General features: G+C 64.8%; 13 protein-coding genes. All 13 read right to left on the reverse strand.

The genetic code is table 11. The features are described 5' to 3' along the window. Window positions 1–36: 36 nt before the first annotated feature. Window positions 37–2,277 carry a M6 family metalloprotease domain-containing protein gene (locus tag BQ4888_RS09825; protein WP_092056850.1) on the reverse strand — a complete coding sequence of 747 codons (2,241 nt, stop codon included), beginning with the start codon at window positions 2,275–2,277 and terminating at the stop codon, window positions 37–39. Window positions 2,278–2,310: 33 nt separating this feature from the next. Beyond that, entirely contained in the window at window positions 2,311–2,826 is a 516-nt protein-coding gene (locus tag BQ4888_RS09830; RefSeq protein ID WP_092056852.1) for a hypothetical protein, read from the reverse strand. A gap of 104 nt (window positions 2,827–2,930) precedes the next feature. Next, window positions 2,931–4,226, reverse strand: a complete 1,296-nt coding sequence (locus BQ4888_RS09835) for a PqqD family peptide modification chaperone (RefSeq protein ID WP_170232815.1) — start codon at window positions 4,224–4,226, stop codon at window positions 2,931–2,933. Between the two features lie 120 nt (window positions 4,227–4,346). Further along, a complete protein-coding gene (locus tag BQ4888_RS09840) occupies window positions 4,347–5,435 on the reverse strand; it encodes an Ig-like domain-containing protein (protein ID WP_092056855.1) in 1,089 nt (362 codons plus the stop codon). Window positions 5,436–5,504: 69 nt separating this feature from the next. After that, window positions 5,505–6,758, reverse strand: a complete 1,254-nt coding sequence (locus tag BQ4888_RS09845) for a hypothetical protein (protein WP_092056856.1) — start codon at window positions 6,756–6,758, stop codon at window positions 5,505–5,507. A gap of 20 nt (window positions 6,759–6,778) precedes the next feature. After that, the gene (locus BQ4888_RS09850; RefSeq protein ID WP_092056858.1) at window positions 6,779–7,762 is read right to left on the reverse strand and encodes a phage tail protein; all 984 of its coding nucleotides are present in this window, start codon (window positions 7,760–7,762) and stop codon (window positions 6,779–6,781) included. Between the two features lie 79 nt (window positions 7,763–7,841). Continuing rightward, the gene (locus BQ4888_RS09855) at window positions 7,842–8,741 is read right to left on the reverse strand and encodes a baseplate J/gp47 family protein (RefSeq protein WP_092056859.1); all 900 of its coding nucleotides are present in this window, start codon (window positions 8,739–8,741) and stop codon (window positions 7,842–7,844) included. 3 nt (window positions 8,742–8,744) lie between these two features. Continuing rightward, complete coding sequence (locus BQ4888_RS09860) at window positions 8,745–12,740, reverse strand: putative baseplate assembly protein (protein WP_092056861.1); 3,996 nt, start codon at window positions 12,738–12,740, stop codon at window positions 8,745–8,747. A gap of 73 nt (window positions 12,741–12,813) precedes the next feature. Beyond that, window positions 12,814–13,218: a GPW/gp25 family protein gene (locus tag BQ4888_RS09865; protein WP_092056863.1), complete on the reverse strand. Its 405-nt coding sequence runs from the start codon at window positions 13,216–13,218 to the stop codon at window positions 12,814–12,816. Between the two features lie 2 nt (window positions 13,219–13,220). Beyond that, window positions 13,221–14,129, reverse strand: coding sequence for a phage baseplate assembly protein V (locus BQ4888_RS09870; RefSeq protein WP_092056864.1), 909 nt, complete (start codon window positions 14,127–14,129; stop codon window positions 13,221–13,223). Next, on the reverse strand, window positions 14,126–15,214 hold the full coding sequence (locus tag BQ4888_RS09875; RefSeq protein WP_140396639.1) for a phage late control D family protein: 1,089 nt from the start codon (window positions 15,212–15,214) through the stop codon (window positions 14,126–14,128). The genes BQ4888_RS09870 and BQ4888_RS09875 overlap by 4 nt, the downstream gene beginning before the upstream one ends. A gap of 10 nt (window positions 15,215–15,224) precedes the next feature. Next, complete coding sequence (locus BQ4888_RS09880; protein ID WP_092056868.1) at window positions 15,225–15,842, reverse strand: CIS tube protein; 618 nt, start codon at window positions 15,840–15,842, stop codon at window positions 15,225–15,227. Between the two features lies 1 nt (window position 15,843). Next, complete coding sequence (locus BQ4888_RS09885; protein ID WP_092056870.1) at window positions 15,844–17,580, reverse strand: hypothetical protein; 1,737 nt, start codon at window positions 17,578–17,580, stop codon at window positions 15,844–15,846. Between the last annotated feature and the right edge of the window lie 4 nt (window positions 17,581–17,584).

A 17,584-nucleotide genomic window follows, 5' to 3' on the forward strand; every position in this document is an offset into this window, starting at 1 on the left:
TTTTTAGCCACCCTTCCCTGCCTTTTTCCTTTTTCCTCAGCAGACCAGCCGAATCGCCCAGACCTCCAGTTTGCCCGTATCCCTTGGCGCCAGATCATAGACGGCCAGGGTCCACTCCCCCTTGGCCTCCTCGCCGACCAGCGTCTCCAGCCCCGGTGCCGCGCTTTTGTCGTAGGTGCCGCGCAGGTTGTCGGCGCTGCCGCCGGAGCGGTTGTGCAGAATTGCCCGCTGTCCCGAAGGGGCGATGAGTTCAACCCGCAGATCGCCGATATAGGGATGGACTATCGACAGGCTGACGACGATCTCTTTAACCTTGCCGGCGGCGTCGATGCGGAGCGGGCTGCGGATGCCGTTGGGGTCGCCGTCGGGGATGGCGATGAGCGGTGCCGTCGCCTGTTCGATCACCGTTTGTGCCGGTTCATAGCCCACTTCGAGATACCAGGCGTTGAGGCGGCCGACATTGCGACGGGAAAGATCGCGGGCGTGCAAGGTCCAATCCCCGGAGATCTCTTCTCCGAACAACTCCTGTAACGCCGCGAACTCCGCCGAACTCCACTCCTGGTGGAGATCGTCCGTTCCGCGACCGGTGCGGTTGTGCAGCAGCACCTTCCTGCCCGAGGGAGCCTCCAGCTCGACCTGCAGATTGCCGATGTAGGGATGGATGATGTCGACCCCGACGGTGACGGCGGTCAGACGGCCGGAGGCGTCAAGACGGATGACGCTGCGTACCCCTTCCGGTTTCTTGTCGGGAATCAGCAAATCGACTACCGCCCGGCCGGAAACGGTTGTGGCCTGGGAGGGCGGTGGTTCACCGACGGAAAAACGGATGACTTCCCCGGCGGCGGAAACGTCCCGCAGAGTGAAACCTGAATCGGCGCCGTCCCAGGCGCGGGACGAGGGGGTGGTGGCGTGGGAGAGGGCGATGCCGGAGATGCCGGCGAAAAGATCCCCCTCGTCCCCGTAATTGCGGTTGAGCTCCAGATCGAGATGGCCGTCCGCCTGCTTCAGTCCGCATTGATAATGCTTGGTCGCCGTTCCCCCCTGCCATTCGTTGGAACCGAGGGTGTCGCAGTGGTAGACGGCCAGGCCGCTGGCCGGAAGATGGGCGTCGAGCCCCAGCCGACTGCGGTTTTCCAGCAGAAAATATTCGTTCGGCTTGTCCGTCTCGAATTTGAAAAGGGTGCCGTACTCGCCGTGCCGGGCCTCGAAGTCGCCACCGCCGTTGAGATTGACGAGGCGGTCATACCAGCCGACCAGATAGCGGTAATAGGCGGTGACCGGCGCCGGGGTGCGGCCGCCGTTGAGATGGTTGCCCGAGCTCATCAGGCAATAGCGACCGATCCCCTGGCTCTTTTCGAAATCGCCATCGCGGGTGCCGTAATCGTAGAGATCGGGGAAACGGCAGAGCTGATGACCGTTTTCGTGGCAGAAGGTGCCGATGCTCAGATCGACGCTCTGGCGGCCGAGGCTGGTGAGCATGTAGAAGTTGGTACGCATGCCGCCGAAGCGCAGTTCAAGATAGCTGTTGTGCGGCCACAGCTCTCCTTCGTAGAGGGTGCGCCCGGCATAAAGAAAGTTGAGGGCGTCGACGATCCCCTCGCGGCGCGAATCGAACTCGGACAGATCGACTCCGTATTCGGAGATGGCCAGTTCCAGGGCTTCGCGCACCAGCAGAGTGGTTTTGTAGTAGTCCCGATTCTGGGAAAGGCGCACCGGACCGATCACCCGGTTGCGGAAATCGAGCTTGCCGCTCGACATCAGGGCGAAATATTCCCGCACCGAGCAGAAATTGCCGTTGCCCCGATAGTTGTCGCCGTTGAGCAGGGCCTCCACCTCAGCGACGGGAATGGTGCTTTGCAGGTCGGGGAAGTCGACCAAGATGGTCAGACCGCGCACCGCCCCCTGGCTGACCCGGCGGCCGGGGAGCAGGCCCTGGGCCATGCCGAAGGTGCGCAGGCGATGGCCGGCTGCGACGTCCTCGGGGGGCATGATGCGGTTGTAGCGCAGATTGAACTTTTCGTTGCGCACCTCCCCGGATTCCTTCAGGTGCCGGCGCAGCCCCGGTGGCGGCTGCTTGCCGATGGGCGCGCCGCTGGAGGCGAAGCGTCCGTCGAGCACCACCGCATAGCAGAAGAGGCCGAGATCGGTATCGTAGACCGCCGTGTAACCCTCAGGAGTTTCATAGCGGGCGTAGAATTCGTCGCCGAAGACCACCAGCGGCACATCGGGGCCGTTGTCCTGGGTCAGTATCAGGGTTTCGCCGAAGATCGCGCTCATGGAGCCTCCCCTCTGAGGTTGGCGGTTAAACGATCATTGGATTCGGTGCCGCAGGATTTCCACCCGAAAAAGCCAGGAAGCCCGGTAGGCATCGAGGCTCATCGGCCGATAGCCATAGAGCCAGGCAACGGCCCCGGTATCGTCATCGATATGCAGGGTCAGCCCCCGCGCGGCGTAAATCCACTGGGTCTTGAAGCCCGGCATACGGGAAATTTCTCGGGCCTCCGGTTCCCCCAACTGCTCGAGAACGGGCCGCTCCGGCGTGAAGGAGTGGATCTGCAACGCCACCGCGCGATCCTCCTCATACCAGACGAAAACCCCATAGGGGGCGGCGGCTGTTGCCGGATAAATCCGGTAGCCGGTGGGAACACCCCCCGGATATCCGCACAGATCCTCTTCGTTCTGGCTGACGCCGAGGGCCGCAGCGACGGCGGCGCGGTCGCAATCCCCGGCAAGGCCCCGCCATAGGGTCAAATCGCCCTTTACCATGCGGCGCAACGGCTCGACACAGGTGGCTTCTTGCGGATCGGATCCATTCCGGTCGTACATAGCGATTTTTCCCTCCGACAACGCCCCGTGAAAACCGTTCTTTTTTCTTTTGCGCTACGATCTCGAACGGTCATCCTCCCGACTCCTCAATCCCCAATCGGCCATCATACTTCCTGGCATGCTCCCTCCCGCAACTCCTCCGCCACCCAGCAGGTCCGGTTCGAGGCGAAGAGATCCCCGGCCGCGAAGTTCTCGGCCTTGCAGCCGCCGTGACAGACGGAAAGCCAAGGGCACGCGCGGCAGACGCCCTTGACGTCATCCAGGCGGATGCTGCGGAAGTAGTTGAGCAGCCGTGAGTTTTCCCAGATCCAGCCGAAACTGTGGGCGCGCAAGTCGTCGCCGTTCAGCCCCCAGAAATAGGTGCAGGGAACGACCCGCCCTTCGCTGGTGATGGAACAGATGGTGGCGCCGGCGCTGCACGCGCCGATCCCGCAGAAATCGACGGGCCCGGCGGGGGGTGGTTTGAGGGTGAAGTTGTAGCTGCTGATGCGGATATCGCGCCCTTCCAGATAGGCGACCAATTCCCGCATGCGCTGGGGCTCAAGGCCCAGGCTCTCGCGATTGTCCAGACCCCGGCCCATGGCCACCAGTCCCTGCACCCGGTAGCGGTTCACGCCGAGGCGTTCCATCAGTTCGATGATCGCCGGAATCCGCTCGACATTGAGGCGAGTCACGCTGGTGCAAACCGAGACCGGACAACCGGCCTCCTGCAAGGCGCCAATTCCCGCCAGGGCCTTGGCGAAAGCGCCGGAGACGCCGCGCTGGGCATCGTGGATTTCGGCGCTGTCACCGTCGATGCTCACCTGTACGTCGATCCCAGTTTCCCGCAACCGGTGGGCCATGCTTTCATCGATCAGAGTGCCGTTGGTCGCCACCCCCACCGATTTGAACCCCTGACGACCGGCATGAGTCGCCAGTTCAATGAAATCCTTGCGCAACAGCGGTTCGCCGCCGCTGAAGGAAATCGCCTCGACTCCGCAGGCGGCCATTTCGTCGAGCACCCGCAGCGCCTCGCAGGTGCTCAGTTCACCAGGGGCGGGGGACTCGCTGGTGCCGTAACAATGGACACAGCGCAGATTACAGGCCGAGGTCACATCCCAGAAGACCGTTTGCGGTGGCGCCCAGGGACTCGACGCCGGGATCGGTTCCCGCCGCCAGCAGAGCATCCCGAGGGCGGTCATCTCCTCGAGAAAGTCCCTGACGTAAGCCTCGCAGCGCTCGGCATCGAGACGCAAGGGGATCTCAAGGGACCGGGCGATTTCCTCGACTCTGCGATTACCGTCGCAGAGTTCGAGAATGCGGTAACCGCTGAGATTGATCTGATAGTCTTGATTATCTACGGGATTGAAGATGGAATAGCCCTCCCCCTTCACCACCCGCAGCGGAAAATATGGTCGCAAATGGCCTCGCATCTGTTTATGTGGATTGCACGGGGCCGCAGGGGCGCAGCATGCTGCGCCCCTACCTCGCCATCTACCGTCCCGTGCCAGGGCAACCACGGGGGTTGCCCCAATCACCAATTACTTCTTGGGCTTGCCCTTGGGTTTAACCGTCGGTTTTTCCGCTGGGGCCTTCTCGACCTCTTTTTCCGGTTCACTGCGAATGATAGTCGGACCGCCAACGGTGCATTCGAGAATCCGGGGCGCAGCTCCCGTACACGTGTTATTGGTCGGTCCACCGACGATGCATTCGGTCACCGACGGCCGGGCAGCGGTACAGATTTCCACCATCGGCGCCGATCCCGTACAGGTCGCGGTCGGGGCACCGGCGACACATTCCAGAACTGTGGGGTTGCCGCTGGTACAGGTGATCATGGGGGTCGACCCGGAACAGACCACCGTCGGGTTCCCACTGGTGCAGATGATCATCGGCGCGGAACCGGTGCAGGGGGTGCCGGGTGCTCCCGCGACACAGACCAGGGGGGATGAGCCGGTACAGGGGACGCCCGGCGAACCGGCCACGCAGGAAATCGGCGTGACCGTCACGGTGGCGCTGGCACTCTTGGTCGGATCGGCGACGCTGGTCGCCCGCACGTGGAAAGTACCGGCGTCCGCTGGGGCGGTGTAGAGGCCGCTGGCAGAAATGGTGCCGCCGCCGCTCTCCTGCACCGACCAGGTGACCGCCCTGTTGCTGGTACCGGTCACGGTCGCGGTAAACTGGCGGGTGTTGCCGACGACGACGGAAGCACTGGTCGGGCTGATGGCGACGCTGACCGCCGTGACCGTCACGGTGGCGCTGGCACTCTTGGTCGGATCGGCGACGCTGGTGACGCGCACGTGGAAGGTGCCGGCGGTCGCGGGGGCGGTGTAGAGGCCGGTGGTGGAGACCGTGCCGCCGCCGCTTTCCTGCACCGACCAGATAACGGCGGTGTTGCTGGTGCCGGTGACCGCGGCGGCGAATTGCTGCTGGCCGCCGGCGAGCAGGGCCGCCGTCACCGGGGCGATGGCGACGGCCACCGCGTCGGCCCGCTGCACGGTGATGACCACCGTGTCCGGCGCGCTGCGCAGTCCGGCGCTGTCCTCGACCACCAGTTCAAGGACGTGGCGACCGACGGGAAGAGTGACTTCGATGACCGGCTGGTCTGTTTCGATGGGGAATCGGGTTGCCATGACGGAAGCTCCTTTCGCATTTATAAGAGCAGGCTGAAGGCTGAAGACAATAGGTAATTTAAAGGCCGGTCACTCGGGGCGTTCGTCCCAGCGATAGCGGACGATGGTGCCGTCGCCGGAGGCCTGGGAGCCGGAGGCGTCGAGGGCCACCGGCCCTTCGTCGCCGGCAATGACGATGGTGCGGTCGCTGCCGGCGTTGCCGGTCGGGGCCGTGGCGCTCTCCCGCAGGTTCCAGTGGTAACGTCGGATCGTCCGCCCCTCGAAGGCCTGGGAGCCGCTGCCGTCGAGGGCCAGGGGGCCCTCGACACCGGTCGTGGTCACCGTGCGGTCGGCACCGGCGTTAGCCATCGGCTCCTCGATCTCCACCATCGCCAGGCGGTCGGCCGCCTCGGCCACTTCGTCCTGCCGGGTCAGGGCCAGATCGAGATTATCCTCGATCAGCGCATCGAAGAGGCGGATCAGCGCACCCAGCAGCTCTTCGTAAGCTTCCAGGGCCTCCAACTCGGGATAGAGGGTTTCGAGCTCGTCCGCCAGCACCTGCTCGACCCCGGCCAGCACCCGCAGCAGGCCAAGCACCTGATCGGAGCGCATAAAACCGAGCCGGGCGAGCATTTGCAGGGTCAGGGCCGCATGGCGCACATCCCCGGAAAGGGGGGTGGGAAAGCGTGTCGCCAAAGCGGCAAAATCGCTCCAAGTGCGGTCCATGAGCTGATCGATTCGGGCTTGCAATTCGACACTCAGACTAGGGCAGCATTCGGCCCCGCCGACGGTCCCGGCGTAAGGTACCCGCCGGCGGTCGATTTCGTTACCCAGGGGCGCCTCGGGATCAGCCGGATCGCCGATGGCCGTTACTCCCGGTTGCAGATCGATACGGGCCAACTCCAGGGTCGCGCGGTTGTCCGGCGGACTTTCGACGATGCGCAGTTCGGGGCGTTCGGTAATCCGCGTGTTGCCGCTGTAGCCCGGCACCTGCACGTTTTCGACCCGGTCCGTTTCGACCTCGCGATAGGCCAAGGCGACATAGATCACGCGGGGCGCGGTCAGGCCCTCGGTCGGCACCGTCAACAGACGCGGCTGCCCGAGAAAAATTTCGTTGCCCGCCCCGTCGATGGCCGCCCCCGGCAGCACCTCGACGGTCAGCCCCCCCGCCGCCCGCACTCGCAGGCCGTCGGCGACCTCGCGCATCACCCCCGGCCGGTGCAGCCCCCGGTTGTGCAGCTTGAGCGCCTCCCGATGGTAGGCCTGCTCCGCCCGCCAGTCCTCGGCCGTGGTGAAAAAGCCGGTAAAATAATTCATCCGTTTGAATTCGCTGGATTCAGCCATGTTGACTCCTTTCCGACTTATCAGCGGACGACGGCATCGCTGCCGATCGTGGAACGAACTTCGATCTGCATCTTTTGCAGCGTTTCCTCCCGATAAACCGGGATCATGCGCAGGTAGTAGAGGGTGTGGGCCGGTTTCTCCAGATCGATGATGGCCCGCACCTTGTCGACGCGCACCTCATCGAGCTTGTCCGCGGCGACGACCACATCGACGATGAAGCGGTAGGGCATCTCCACTGTATCGATGAAGACCGTATCCCCGCGATATTCGGCCGTGACCGCATCCCCGCCGCCGACGGGAAGACCGCTCAAGTGGTAGGACGTGGCCGGCAGACCGTCGCGCCGGGTCACCCGGGCGGCGGCGTGGGTGCGGCGGCTGACGGCGGCGGCGCCCGGTTCCAGATAATCGAGAGTCACCGTGCGAGCGACGGGATCGACATCGACCCGCCTCACCCGGTCGGCCCGGTAGTACCAGACCGTCGTCGGTGGCCCGTCCTCGGTGACGAGGTAATAGTCGTAGACCTCTTCGGCCTGACGCTCGGCGGTGAAGGTGGCGAAATGGACATCGGGATCGAGACCGCCGATCATCGAAGCCGTGCCGATCTGCATCCCCGCCGGCCACCGGCATTCGTAGATGCGCGGGCGCTGGCCGGTGTAGATTTCGATAAAGCGGGTCAGCCCGCGCACCGTTCCCCGCCAGCGGTAGAGATCGAGCGCTTCGCGGATGTATTGACGGCGGCGCGCCTCGTCCCAACCGTCGTCGAGATCGAGAGCGAACCAGCCGGCCAACCAGGGGAGGAAATCGGCCGGAGCCCGGGCCGGATCGAAAAAGCCGTCGATGCGGTCGAGCAGCCGGGCGAAGCCGTCCTGGGTCCGCCCCGCGCCGTCGCGCCAGCTTTCCAGCAGCACCGCCTCGAAGGGGCGCAGGAACTCGGCCAGATAGGGGCTTTCCCGATAGATGCCCGGCAACAGTCGCAGCAGCCGGTTCGATGTCGCATCCGCCATAAAGAACTCCAAAAAGCGGTGATTGGTTGTTAGTGATTGGTGATTGGAAAAATGCCTTCAACCAATCACTAATCACCAATCACAAATCACTGATTATTTCCGATTGCGCCGCCGTGAAGCGCACCAGGCTGTTGGGCGGAACCGGAACGACCTGTGTGCGCGGGCCGATGGCGCCCGCGTCGACCTGGAACAGGCAGAGATGTTTCACATGATCGACCCCCGCCACCCCTTCGAGGGCGGCGGCGACTTCGGAGAGGTGCACGTCTTTGCCGAAGGGCCAGCCCGAGGAGGCGGAGCCGTCGCCGACCGGGGCGAAAAAGGTTTGCAACCGGGCCAGGATCGCTGTCGTCACGTCGGTGGCCGCGCTGCCGGGAGCGCGAACCACCCGCGCCGAGACGGCCACGTCAACCCAGCCCGGCGGCGCCGCGTGCAGGCGACAGGTAATCAAGCGCCGTTCATCAAGAAAAGCCAGGATCGACGTCAGCAAGGCGCTCAGGGTCGCCGGGTCCGGGTTTGCGACGCGGGGCACCACCACCAGGCTGACGTGACCGGGGCGGTTTTGTCCGGCGGGCGCGGCATCCAGATCCGTATCCGGCAGGCAACGCACCCGCGCCACCCGGTCGGCGAAGGCTCGCGTCACCAGAAACTCGAAATCGTCGGCGGTCACCGCCCGCCAGGGGGTTTCGAGATCGGCCAGCACCAGCGCCCGCAGATCCTCGATCGCTCGCGCCCGATCATTGGCCGCTTCGGCTTCCGGGCGCAGCAGCGCCAGCAGTTGCCGCAAGCTCGCCTCGGGGATGCGGTCGAGGCGATAGATCAGGGATTCCCCCAGCCAGGCGAAAAGTTCGAGCAGGGTGATCCCCGGATCGGAAGGGTTGTGGTCGGTCCATTCCGGGCAATAGCGGGGAATCAGCGCCCGCAGTTCCTCGCTGAGGTCGTCGAAGCGGCGGTCGTCGAGTATCGGCAGCGGGATCGGCATCGGCTACTCCTCCAGCACCATTTCGATATCGTGGCTGCCCGAATGGGCCAGATGCCCCCGGGGTACGGCCACCCCGTCGCGGCGCACGGTCAGTTCCGTGAAAGCGAGCAGTTCCAGATTCGGCGAGCGGTGCCCCTCGGCGACGATGCAAATCAAGTCCACCCCCGGCTGGAAGAGTTGCAGACTGGCGCCGAGAACCCGTCCGGCTTCCAGGGTCCAGGCAACCAGAGGCAGGCGGATCGAACCGTCCCGGGCCAAAAGCGCCAGTTCGTCGGCCGACGGCAACGTCTCGTCTTCGGCGAAACCCTGCTCGAAGAGCACGGAGGTCCCCTCGACCGTCAAGGCGCCGATGAGCAGGCCTCGAACCCAAACGCGCTGGTCGGCGTCGACCACGTCGACGCGATCGCCGACCTTGAAACCGCAGACCGGCAGCAGCCGCTCGTGCTCCTCGGTACAGGCCTGACCGGCGGCGGTGGCGGCCGTCGGGCCGACCGTCATGGCGTGGGCCAGGGTCAGCCGCAACCGCTCGTCGAAGGTCGCCACCCGCGCGCCGTCGGGCACCGATTCGGGCAGAGGCGCGGCCAGGGTCAGGTGCCATTGCATAAGACTGCTGCCCAACGACGCCGCGACCACATGCTCGACCCCGGCAGTCCCCTCAATGACCGCCTGGATTTCAGAAAGATGCACGTCGCGGCCGAGTTCCCAGCCCTCGCCGCGCGGACCACCGGTCAAGGGATGGAGGAAGGCGCGAAGGTTGGCGATGACCGCCAGCTTGGCTTCGTCGGCCTGGTCCGGACTGGTCGGTACGATCCGCGCCGTCACCGAGGCCTGAACGTATTCCGGTCCCTTGATGTGCAGCTGCCCGGCCGCAGGCAAATTGACCAGGGCGCGCCCTTCGAGGTAGCGGCGCACGTGGCGGAGCAGCGCCGGGCTCGGAAAGGGCTTATCCTCGGCGCCTGCGGGGACGATCACCAGCGTCACCCAACCGGCGCTCGGCAGACCGTTAGCGTCCCGGGTCGGCAGGCACCAGGCGCGCGCCACCTCGCCGCTCGCATCCCGGGCCAGCCAGGCATAATCTTCCAGCGTGACCGCCCGCCCCCGATGCTTGAGGGCGCGGGGGCCGCGCCGCCCGACTTCCGTCACCGCCTCGGCGGCCGAACCGCCGGAAGCGCTCCAGGGATTGGCTACCTTCTTGATGGCGGCCAAGGTTCCGGTGGGATTGCGCAGCACGGTGATCTCGGCTCCGGCGACGTTGCCCAGTTCCCCCTGGTGGGTGCGATAGCGCAGCGCCTTGAGATTGTCCCGCCCCGGCGGCAGCACCCGCCCCCGGCGGCCGTCGCCGAAGCGGATCCCGCCCGTCGTCCAATCCACATCGAAATGGCGGCTACCCGGACCCGAGCCATAGAAATGGGGCACCGGCCGCCAGCGCACCCACAGGCCTTCCGTGGCCGGGAGGGTCGTGGGGAAATCCGGCGTTTCATCGCCGTCGGCGAGCGCCAACTCCCGTTCCAGCGCCAACAGTTCGTCGCCGGCCGGGCGGTCCGTCTCCCGCACATAGAGCGCCAAAGGATCGAGGACCGGCGGCCGGAAAAGGGTAAAGGATTGCCCCTCCTTGCCGTTGCCCGAGCCGAGCAGTTCCTCGCTGACGGTCATGGCGTTGACCACCGGCACGATATTCGGGCGAATCGAGCGCAGGTAGGGTCCGGCCAGGGCCGCCGGAAGGGCCTTTTCCGCCTCGGCGACGTCGGCGACGCGTCGCCAGAGATAACGCGCCGGCGGATCGCCGCCGAGATCGACGGAAGCGGAGGCGTCGAGAGTGAAAGTCGCTTCGGCCCCGGCGGCGAGAACGACCCGGTCCGCTCCGGCCTCGGCCAGCAGAGGGCTCGACGACAGCAGGCGCCAGTGGTAGCGCACGATCTCACGGCCGGAGATTTCGGCGGAGGCGGAAGCATCCAGGGTCACGGCGGCTTCCGGCGCGCTCACGGTCAGGTCGATCCTACCGCCGGCGGCGGCCCGGGGCGGTTGCAGGGTCCAGTGGTAACGGGCGACCCGCACCCCCTTGGCCGCCGTGGAAGACGAGCCGTCGAGACGCAGGGTCGTCGTCGCCTCGCCATCGACGGTCAACGTCAGATCGGCGGGAGCCGTCGCCGTCGGCGGCCGCACATGGGGCCGCACCCGCAGCCAGACCGCTTGAGTGCCGAAGAAAGTCGCCCGCGCCTGCCCCTCGGGACCGTAGAAGCCGAGATAGCCGCGCCGGGTCAGGCCGAAACTTTCATCGGAAACGGGCAAGGGGCGCCAATCCTGCTCGGCGCCGCTCCAGTATTCCCACCAGAGCAGCGGCGCCGCACCCCCCGCGCCGCGCTCCTCGTCCACTTCGATCAGCAGCCGCACCCACTCGCCGACAGGAAAAATTTCGCTGAAAGCGAAATAGAGCGCGGGAAGGTCGAGTTCTCCGGCAAAGGGGGAAAGGGGCAACGGTTGATTCAGGCCCGTCACCTGATCGACCCGAGTGTGCAGGGCGGACGGCGGGGCGGGGGCAGCGGAAGCGCTGCGGTAATCGCGATAACTGACTGTCAACTTTTTCACCAGCGGCGGCCGGGCCACGGGAATGCGGACCTCTCGGAAGTAGGAATCAGCCCAGAAGCCCCCGGCGATGATTCGCGCCCGCAGCCACAAGCCCTCTTCCTGACCGACCTGGGTCGCGGCGAAGGCTTCCGCTCCGGAGGGGGACGTAAAAGAAACCTTTAACCCGGCGCCGCCCTGAGTGAAGCCGCGGGTTTCGTCTTTGAAATCGAGAATCGTGCCGGTGACGGCGGAACGACTGCTGGTGCCGAGAACCTTCCAGCCCGAGGCGGCGGCGTAGGCCCATTCGACCCGCAGATTGGTCAGTTCCGTGCCGCTGTCGCCGGCGTCGAGGCCGATGAGATCGAGGTTGAGCTCGACGGTCGCGCCTTCCTTGGCGAAGGCCTCGTCGCAGCGCAGGTAAAAGGCGTCGAGCCGCCCCGGTCCCTGGCCGAAGGGGAAGAACTCGTCCGCCGTTGGCAGGGGCAACAAGGCGCTACCGGCATGAATGGCGCATTGCAGCAGATCGGCCGGACGCGGTGGGGCGCTGGCGATGACGATGTTCCGCCCGACCGTCAGCGTCGCGATTTCCGGCAAATGCTCGCGGGCGCTGCCGCCGGTCAAGCGGCAGGCGAGATGGGCCGTGGTGATTTTATCGGCGAAGGGGTAGGGAACCAGGAGCGGAAGCTTGCTGAAAACGACGGAGCCGTCCCGGGAAAAATCGGCGGTGTTGTCGACCACGCTCCCCTGCCCCTCCGTGACCAGATTCCGCCAGATGGTGCCGTCGAAATAGAGCCATGAAACCCGCCAGCCGTCGCTGGCCGGGTTTCCCGGTGGGGCATAGGTGAAATTCAGGGTCAGTTCGGCATTTTCGCGGCTGACGTCATCGTCGAATTCGAAGAGGGCGGCGTCGCTCAGGTAGAGGAGGCGCTCCCGTTCCACTTCTCCGGCGAAGGCGGCGAAAGACCCGCTGTCGGTGCCCCCGGCGATGTTGATGCGATCGCTGATCTTGACGGGATCGACGGCCAGGCAGGCGGTGAGGACGCCCTTGATGACGTTGAGATCCCGCTCGGTCTCGAAAACAATCTCCGGGCGGTCGGCGGTCTTCTTCGTCGCCACCTGGGTGCCGGCGACCACCCGGGTCACGCCTGCGGCGTCCTTGGCCGGAGTGAAGACCACCTCCGCCGAGGCCGGGCGCGGCGGCAATGGCTCGACCCCGGCTTCGTTGAGGAAAGCGAGAAAATGTTTTTCCGGCAGGCGGTTGAGGCGCTGGATAATCAGTTCCGAAAGCCGTCCGAAGATCCGCGTCATGGCTTCGCCGGGACGGGGCACACCGGCGGCGGGCGCGCCGCTCAAGCCGGTTTGTTCCAGCTCGGCGCGCACATAGGCGGCGACTTCGTCGGCCGTTTGTTTGAATATCAGCGGTTGCTCGGCCATGCCTCGGGCTCCTGAATGGATTCATCATTTCCCCCCTCTCCCAGCGGGAGAGGGGCCGGGGGTGAGGGCGTTCTCACTCCCCGCCTTCCCCGCCTCGTTCCAAATAGAAGGGGTAAACCAGGTTGTAGCGGCTGTCGGTGGTTTTCACTTTGTAGGCGATGTCGATGAGGATCGTTGCCGGGGCGTCCGGGTCGGGGCGGACGCTGACGCTTTCCAGATCGATGCGCGGCTCCCAGCGGCGCAGGGCGGTTTCGACGTGAAAACGGATCAGTCCGGCGGTGCGCACGTTGTTCGGGGCAAAGACGTAATCGTGAATGCCGCAGCCGAAATCGGGGCGCATCAGTCGCTCACCCGGCGCCGTTTCGAGAATGATCCGAATCGCCTGACGAATATCCTCTTCATGACGGGCCAGGGCGATCTCCCCGTTTTCCAGGGAAACAGGATAGTTCCAGCCGACGCCGAGAAATTCGCTGCCCATGCTCAGGCTCCCTTGACGAAAATGGTGCTTTGCGTGCCGGGCACCGCCGGAACGACCGGCGGCGAAGTCGGCGCGCCCATATTGCCGACATGCGTATGGGTATTGAAAATCGTCAGCAAGGTTTCGTTGACCAGGGCCAGAGAGGCGCCGGTGCCAAGCTTGACGGAGGAACTGTCGAGGGTCACTCCGGAGGGGGCCGAGATGGTGGCGCTGCCGCTGACGCTGATCGTCATATTCCCCCCCACCTGCTGCTCGGCGTTGCCGCTCACCTGAACCTTGAGGGCACCGGCGTTGGCGTCGAACTCCAGTTTGTTGCCGCCGCTGTCGGCGAGGGTCGCCTTGCCGCCGGCGTCATCGAAGGTCAGGGTGTGGCCGCCGGCGGTCTTCAGTTCGATATTCCCCTGGCCGCCTTCGTCATCAAGAGTCAACTTGTGCCCCCCTTGGCTGATGATCTCCACCTTGGCCGCCTGATTCTCGGTGTCGTCAACAAGGCGGATAATGTGGCCGCCGCGGGAATGGATGGCGCGGATGTGATTTTGTCCCTCGCCGTCCATGCTTTCCGGCGGCGTATCCTCGCTGTTCCAGAGCGATCCGATGACGATGGGCCGCCCCGGATCGCCGTGCTCGAAGGCCACCAATACCTCGTCACCGACTTCGGGGATGAAAAAGCTGCCCCGTCCCGCCCCGGCGAAGAGGGTGGCGATCCGCGCCCAATAGCTGTGCGCCCGGTCGTCGCCGTCGGTAACGGACACCCCGGCCCCGGAGTCGATACGCCAGGGGAAATCGACCTTGACCCGGCCGAGCCCGTCGGGGTCGCGGATGTCCCGGACGATGGCCGTCGCCACCCCGCCGATTTGACGGCGGTCCGAGGCTTCGCGGCCGACGCCGCGCATCAGTTCGACAATGCTCATCGTCCGTTCCTCTTCACTTCAAAGCTGGTGCGGTAACCGCTGCCGTCGATGGTGTGAGTCGCCGAGGTCACGTAATAGTGGCCGCTGAAGGTTTCGCCAACCCCTTTGATGGCGACCACGGTCCGCGCCGAAAGTTTCGGGTTGCCGTCGCAGGTTCCCCGACCGCTGATGAATTCGATGGAGCTTGCCTCCAGCTTGGCCTTGGCCAGCAGTTCCGCTTCTTCCTGGGTAGTCGCCAGATGATCGTCCACGACCTGTTCGTTCTTACCGTTGATCTCCTCGGCGATCTGCGAGGCGCTCTTTTTCCCCAGCTTGCCCCGCTCGGCGCCGGGATCGGCCGTCCCTTCGATGGGTTCCTTGCCGCGCCCGAGGGAAGTCTGCGCGGCCCGAACCTTGACATGAGTCACCTTGCGGTAGGTTGAAAGGGTCGGTGAGAAACTCAACAAATCGAGTCCCCATTCCAGGGTCAACTCGGGGCCGGCTCCCCTGAGGTAGGCCGGCAGTTCGAAATGGAGGGTGTTTTCCTTGACCACCAGCTCGTAACCGATACGCTCGGCCCGCTTCTGCAGAAAGGCGGCGTAGGTATCGTTCCCCGACGAAACCAGGGGGTACTTGGTGCTGGTCTCCTGGACCCTGGCGCCGAGCTTGCGGGTTTCGGCGATCTTTTTCGCCATGTCGCTGTCGGTCTTGTTTTCGAAGGAGAGGGTCTCGCACTGGTTGAGCAGTCGGTCGTAAAGGCTGCGCCCTTGCACCGTCAAAGTCGGCATACCCGTTTCCGGAAAACTGAGGCTGACGCTGGTGATGACCCCCTTGAATTTCTGCATTTTCGCGCCACGAAAACCGAGCTCGATGGTCACTTCCCCCCCCTCGCGGAAGGTGTCGCTGTCGAACCACTTCAGTTTGGCGCCCCCGGCGAAGCGACCGCTTTCGGGATGGCGCTCGCGCAGGGAAAAGGTGAAGCTGTCGGCGCTATTACAGTTGTCGGTCAGGCTCAGCGAGAGGATATCGGCATTGAAGCCGAGGCGCAGATCCTCCCCCCCCACGGTAATCTTGTAATCGGGTATATACCCGCTTATCCCCGCCATAGGCCGCGACTCACTCGATGGCGGGGATGACCAGCACCTGGCCCGGATACAGGGTCAAGGGGTCGTCGATGCCGTTGACGAGGGCGATCGGCCGCCAGTTGCCGGGGTCGCCGTATTCTCGGCCGGCGATGCCGCTCAGGGTGTCGCCGCGCCGCACGGTGCGCCGCTTGTCGAAGGTGGCCGAGCGATTTTTCCCCGCCTGTTCGGTCCCTTCGGTGAACTCCTTGAAGGTGACGTCGACGGTCGCCCGCGCCGGGATGCCGCTGGCGTAAAAGAGGGTGAAGCGCTGCTCGGCCCGCTCCAGCACCCCCATGAAGTTGAGATCGCCCCAGGTGAAGAGGACCACCGGCGGCGCGTGCAATTCGGGGTCGATGTCGAGCAGGCGCGTCACCTTGCGGGTGTGCTCGCGCACGTCGCTTCCCTTTTCAAAGGTGTCGAAAAAAAGCTGCATGGTCAGGGTGCGGCTGTTCCCCTTGACGAATTGCAGGGGCGGCGACGGCAGGCCGGGAATGGCCACCTCGGCGAACTGGTTCGATCCGGAGAGGCGGTACTCGTTGGGATTGAAGAGGACTTCCACCGCCCCGCCGCCGCCGATGACCACGCTGATATTGGCTTTTTCCAGTTTCATCTCACAGCCCCCGGTTTTCCTTCTCGACAATCAGCCGTCGCTCGATGATTCGATAGACCTCATCGGCCACCCGTTCCAAATCGACGGGCGCACCCGGCGTCGGCGTTCCGGCGTCCGTTTCCGGGGATCTCCCCAAAGAAAATCCCGCCGCGCTCTCGCTCGTTCCGCTGGATGGCGTCGCTGACGCACTCGCCCCGGCTGCCTCCGCACGTTGCATCACCGACGGCGAATCGGACCATTTCCGTTGGATGTTTCCCCCCGTGTCCGGTCCGGCCATGCCCTGTATCCGGGCCAACGGGAGCGGCGCCGCGAGCACCGAACCGGAGGTGATTGCCGGAACGGTCGGAGAAAAAAAATCGGTGCGAGGATAGATCCCTAATCCCGCCGTTTCGGAAACACCCGCCCGAGGTCCTCCCCAAGACAACTCCGGCCCGGTCACGGCCTCCTTGGCCTTGCGCGAAATCACCCCGGAAGCCCCCCCGCCCGACTGGATTCGCTGAATGACGGGCAACGGGCCTTCTCCTGGAGCAACCCCGTCATGGCGCACCCTTTGTTGGAAAGGAGCAACGGGAATGGAGGACGATTCGCTGGATCGCGCAGCCATCGACGCCGAAGCCGCGCCGCCAATCGCCGTGCCGGGAGGAGCGACCACCGGCGCAGCCAAGGGCAACGGCGGGATCGCCCCAGCGGAAGAGATATTTGGCAACCGCGCGAAAATGTCGTCGGCCAGGGACGCCGCGCCGCCCTTGCGTTGGATTGTCGAGGGTCCTAGCGGCGCCGTTTTCACCAGAGGTAGGGAGAATGCCGGCGGCTCCGGTCGAAGTTGGATAACAGCGGTTTTCGGAGAGGTTGAAACACTTTCTCGCTGTTGTTTTAGGAAAGGCGGTCGGACACGGGGGTCCGCTCCTACGGGGTAATTTGCCGCCGGGACGTTGTCCGCAGTGACCACAGTGCTCTTGCCCGACTCGGATCCGCCGGAAGATTTCCTTTGCACGGCTCTCCCCATCGGTTCATTCCCCCTGGCCAACGGGGTACTTTCACCCGCCGCCAGGGACATTTTTTGAACCGAGAACGGACTCCCCTCCCCCGCTTCCTTCTCCGGCAACGCCCCGGAGAAACTTGAATGCCGCTGTACCAGTCGCGCGCCAAGCGTGCCATGCAAACGTGCGGTCATGGCCCAGGTCCCCGCCGCCGTCGGTGGAGATTTAAGCTCAGGCGATACATTAGCTTTACTTTTGTAATTGTCTGAACCAGCTATGTTTTTATGGAATCCTTCGGCTAACTTCTCTGGGGAGTAAAACGGCTCTGAAACCGTTCCGATTGACTGGGCCGAAGGGGTAGAATCGGAGCCGCCCATGACTTTGCGTTGCACCAGACTTCCCGACCCCACTGTTCCAGAGGGGGAAGAATCGACCACCGGAAGTTGCCGCTGATGGACCGACGGTGTCGCCGGAACCAAAGCCGACCCGGTCGCGGGTATTCGGGACTCCGCCGCCGGCAGCGCCAGAGGCATGGCCATCGGCGTCACCGCAAAGGGTGAACAGAAGCGGCTCATAACCTCGGCGGCGAAAGATCCCGCCTCTTCCCAGCCCGAGGCTTTCCGCATCACCCTCCCCGCCAATCCGCCGTCTCCGCCTAAGGGATGAAGCCGCAGGATGCGCTCCCGCACCGCCCCCTCCAGGGGTTCGCCGCCAGCGCCGCCATCTTGGGCGGTTATGTCGGGATTCGGGTGATCCATAAAA

Origin of the sequence: Desulfuromonas acetexigens, from assembly GCF_900111775.1 — a bacterium.
GTDB lineage: Bacteria > Desulfobacterota > Desulfuromonadia > Desulfuromonadales > Trichloromonadaceae > Trichloromonas > Trichloromonas acetexigens.